The sequence below is a fragment of the Pseudomonas sp. P5_A2_2 genome, assembly GCF_054177685.1.
Window position 1 is genome coordinate 1 of the sequence record NZ_JBGCUL010000379.1, and the last position, 4,219, is coordinate 4,219.

The following is a 4,219-nucleotide window of genomic DNA, read 5'->3' on the forward strand; positions in this document are numbered from 1 at the left end:
CGAGCAGGCTCGCTCCTACAGGTTTTGCGTTTTGATTCGTTCCAATAAGGCATCTGCAACAACGCCAGGTAGGCACGGGCAACACTGAACCTGTGGCCCGAAAGAACGCGGTTATCTCGTCATGATCTTCCAACAATAAGAGTCCATCATGAACACTAACGCCAAGTCCGCCACGAGCGTGTCCAGCCTCGACGAAAAATCCGTCGTCGAGGGGCATTCGATTGACTTCATCCCCGAGAACGAGCGCACCGACAAACTGTCGAGCCAGGGCCCGTTCTGGTTTCTCGGCAACTTCACTTTCTTCACCATGACCATCGGCTTCGTTGGCCCGAGCGTCGGCCTGACCGCGCTCTGGACCACGCTGGCCGGCACGCTGGGTATCATGTTCGGCACGCTGTTCATGGCGTTTCACGGCTCCCAGGGCCCGCACCTTGGCTTGCCGCAGATGATCCAGTCCCGCGCGCAGTTTGGCTATCGCGGGGTGATTTTGGTACTGCTCGCAACGCTGTTCGTGTTCGCCGGCTTCAACATCGTCAACCTGGTGCTGATGATGCAGGGGCTGCACACGCTATTCGGGTTCAACCCCGCGGTGATCGCGGTGGCGGTAACCATACCGGCGGCGGTGCTGGCGATCCTCGGCCATGACTGGATGCACCGCAGCTTCAAATGGGCGCTGTATCTGTCGCTGCCGCTGTATGGCCTGGTGACCGTGGCGGTGGTGATGGGCTGGGTGCCGGATGCAGTGCTGCCGGCACTCGCGGAGGGTGAAGTGGCCCGGGAGCCGCTGGGTTTCAACTGGACCGGTTTCATCGCGCAGTTTGCGGCGGCCGCCAGCTACAACATCGCCTATGCGCCTTATGTGTCGGACTATTCGCGCTACCTGCCGAAAAACACCTCCAGCGGCAAGCTGATCGCCGTGGTGTTCCTCGGGGCGTCGCTGTCCGGTGCGTGGATGATCTCCGTCGGCGGCTGGCTGGCCGATCACCTGCACTCCACTGACGTGCTGGTGGCCCTGGGGCAAGTCGGCAACACCGTGTCGCCGCTGGTGGGCACGGCGGTGGTGGTGGTCACCATTCTGGCGTTCCTGCCGGTGATCGCGATGAACATCTACAGCGCCAAGCTGACCACGCTGACCTGCGTCGATTCGATCAAGCACATTGAGCCAACACGCAAGGCACGCATCCTGGCCATCGGCTTCGTGATCCTGCTGCAACTGGGCGTGGCCCTGAGCATCCAGAGTTCCGGCAAAGGCCTGTCGGTGCTGGGGATCTACCTGGTGGTGATGCTGTACTTCCTGGTGCCCTGGACTTCGGTCAACCTCACCGACTACTTCTTCGTGCGCAAGGGCCGCTACGCCATCCCGCACTTCTTCATGCCCCACGGCAACATCTACGGCAGCTGGGGACTGCGCGGTATCGCCGCCTACGCCATCGGTTTTATCTCGATGATCCCGTTCTTCTACATCTTCGACGGCGTTGAACAACGCGAGGTTTATGTCGGCCCGCTCGCCAAGGCGCTGGGCAGCATCGACATCGCCTGGCTGGTCGGGCTGATCGTGTCGGGCCTGGCGTACTACTGGCTGAGCCGCTCGATCGATCTGAAACGTGAAGAAGCGGTGATCCAGCAGATTGAGAAAAACTCCCCGCAATACACCACCGGCGACACGCTGACCCACAAACAGCAGCCACCGCGGGTATTCACTGAATCGACGGTCGGGAGATAACTATGACCACGCAAAAAATGTCTACGCAAAAATACGACTACATCATCATTGGCGCAGGCTCGGCGGGTTGTGTGTTGGCCAACCGCCTGAGCGAAGACCCGGCCACCTCGGTGCTGGTCCTGGAATTCGGCGGCAGTGACAAGAGCGTAGTGATCCAGATGCCGAGCGCATTCTCGATCCCGATGAACACCAAGAAGTACAACTGGCGCTACGAAACCGAGCCGGAGACCCACCTCAACGGCCGACGCATTCACTGCCCACGGGGCAAGGTGCTGGGCGGCTCGTCGTCGATCAACGGCCTGGTGTACATCCGTGGTCACGCGCTGGACTTTGACGAGTGGGAATCCCTGGGTGCCGAAGGCTGGGGCTATCGCAACTGCCTGCCGTACTTCAAGCGTGCCGAGAGCTACGAGTCGGGCGGCGACAGCTATCGCGGGCAGACCGGGCCGCTGCATACCACCAACGGTAACCACATGAAAAACCCGCTGTACGGTGCCTGGGTCGAAGCCGGTGCGGAGGCGGGCTACATCAAGACCGAAGACTGCAACGGCTACATGCAGGAAGGTTTCGGCGCCATGCACATGACCGTGAAGAACGGCGTGCGCTGCTCCACGGCCAACGCCTATCTGCGCCCGGCCATGGGCCGTCCGAACCTGACGGTGATCACCCATGCGATGACCCGCCAGATCATCCTCGAAGGCAAGCGGGCGGTGGGGGTCATGTATGACCACGGTGGCCAGACCCACCAGGTGTATTGCAACCGCGAAGTGCTGATCTCGTCCGGGCCGATCGGCTCGCCGCACCTGCTGCAACGCTCGGGCATCGGCCCGGCGGACGTGCTGCGCAAGGCCGGGATCGGTGTGCGCCATGACTTGCCGGGCGTAGGGGAGAACCTGCAGGATCACGCCGAGGTGTACATCCAGTTCGGCTGCAAGGAACCGGTGACCCTCAACAACAAGATGGACCCGCTGAGCAAGCTGATGATCGGTCTGCGCTGGCTGCTGTTCAAGGACGGCCTGGGCGCCACCAACCACTTCGAGGCCGGTGGTTTCATCCGCTCCGAGAAGGGCCTGCGCTGGCCGGACATCCAGTTCCACTTCCTGCCGGCAGCGATGCGCTACGACGGCAACAAGCCGATCAAGGGCCACGGCTTCATGGTGCTGACCGGCCCGAACAAACCCAAAAGCCGTGGCTATGTGCGGGTGCGTTCGGCCGATCCGTACGAGCATCCGGAAATCCGCTTCAACTATCTGGAGCGGGAAGAGGACCGCGAAGGCTTCCGCCGCTGCATTCGCCTGACCCGCGAGATCATCGGCCAGAAAGCCATGGACCGCTTCCGCGATGGCGAAATCGCCCCGGGTGCGCAGGTGACCAGCGATGAAGACCTCGACGCCTTCGTGCGTGACAACCTGGAAAGCACCTACCATCCGTGCGGTTCGTGCCGCATGGGCGAGGACGACATGGCGGTGGTCGATTCCGAATTGCGCGTGCGCGGTATCGCCGGGCTGCGGGTGATCGATTCGTCGGTGTTCCCGACCGAGCCGAACGGCAACCTCAATGCGCCGACCATCATGCTCGCTGAACGGGCGTCCGATCTGGTGCGTGGCGTGAAGATGCTGCCGGCGTCGGATGTGCCAGTGGGGCTGGTCGAGGGCTGGGAGAGCAGCCAGCGTACTTCGCTGCCAGGTCGTAACGTGCGGGTCTGACCGCAACCCGCAATCCAATGTAGGAGCGAGCCTGCTCGCGATGAGGCCATCAGATTCAATAGCGATGTTGACTGACAGACCGCTATCGCGAGCAGGCTCACTCCTACAGGGGGGCAGCGGTGCCCCATAAAATTTTACGTCGCTGTTCAGCTGCCATTGCTAGTCTGTAATTCCTTGAGACCGTAATGGAGCACCCTCATGGCTATTCAGGCCCTGCGCGCCGACGCATCGCACATCGACCAGATCACCCCTTTGTTTGACGCCTACCGGATGTTCTACAAGCAGCCGTCGAACCTTTCGCAATCGCGCGCCTTCATCGCCGAGCGCATCGCCCGGGATGAGTCGGTGATTTTTCTCGCCCGGGACAGCGACGGTGAAAACCTCGGCTTCGTCCAGTTGTTCCCGACCTTTTCCTCGATCGACGCCCACCGCACCTGGCTGCTCGGTGATCTGTTCACCACGCCCGCTGCCCGGGGCAAAGGCGTCGGCACATTGCTGATGAACACCGCCCGGGATTTTGCGAAGCTGGCCGGCGGCAAAGGCATGACCCTGGAAACCGCCACCGACAACCTCACCGCCCAGCGCCTGTATGAATCCCAGGGCTGGGTGCGCGACCCCGGTTACTACACCTACTGCCTGGATCTGAAAAAAGACTGACTCAGCGATCCAGTCAGCCAAACACCGGCCGCATGAACGAACGCTCGTAGCTGAGGATGAATTTCTTCTCTTCGGCGTACTTGAACGCCGCGATGCACTCTGGATCGTTCATCGACTGCTGCCGGTAATGTTC

General features: G+C 61.5%; 3 protein-coding genes and 1 pseudogene. 3 read left to right on the forward strand and 1 reads right to left on the reverse strand.

Annotation, left to right across the window (positions count from 1 at the left end):
• The first annotated feature begins 148 nt into the window (after positions 1-148).
• The 3 genes from ACXRVY_RS18760 to ACXRVY_RS18770 all read left to right on the forward strand — a co-directional run bounded on the left by ACXRVY_RS18760 (position 149) and on the right by ACXRVY_RS18770 (position 4,086).
• On the forward strand, positions 149-1,723 hold the full coding sequence (locus tag ACXRVY_RS18760; RefSeq protein ID WP_223463637.1) for a purine-cytosine permease family protein: 1,575 nt from the start codon (positions 149-151) through the stop codon (positions 1,721-1,723).
• A 17-nt stretch (positions 1,724-1,740) separates the two neighbouring features.
• On the forward strand, positions 1,741-3,429 hold the full coding sequence (gene betA / locus ACXRVY_RS18765) for a choline dehydrogenase (protein WP_223463663.1): 1,689 nt from the start codon (positions 1,741-1,743) through the stop codon (positions 3,427-3,429).
• Positions 3,430-3,627: 198 nt separating this feature from the next.
• Positions 3,628-4,086 (forward strand): GNAT family N-acetyltransferase, encoded by a 459-nt coding sequence (locus tag ACXRVY_RS18770; RefSeq protein ID WP_223463638.1) that lies wholly within the window; start codon positions 3,628-3,630, stop codon positions 4,084-4,086.
• Positions 4,087-4,099: 13 nt separating this feature from the next.
• Here ACXRVY_RS18770 and ACXRVY_RS18775 read toward each other — a convergent pair.
• Positions 4,100-4,219: pseudogene (locus ACXRVY_RS18775) on the reverse strand (NIPSNAP family protein); the annotation flags it as partial.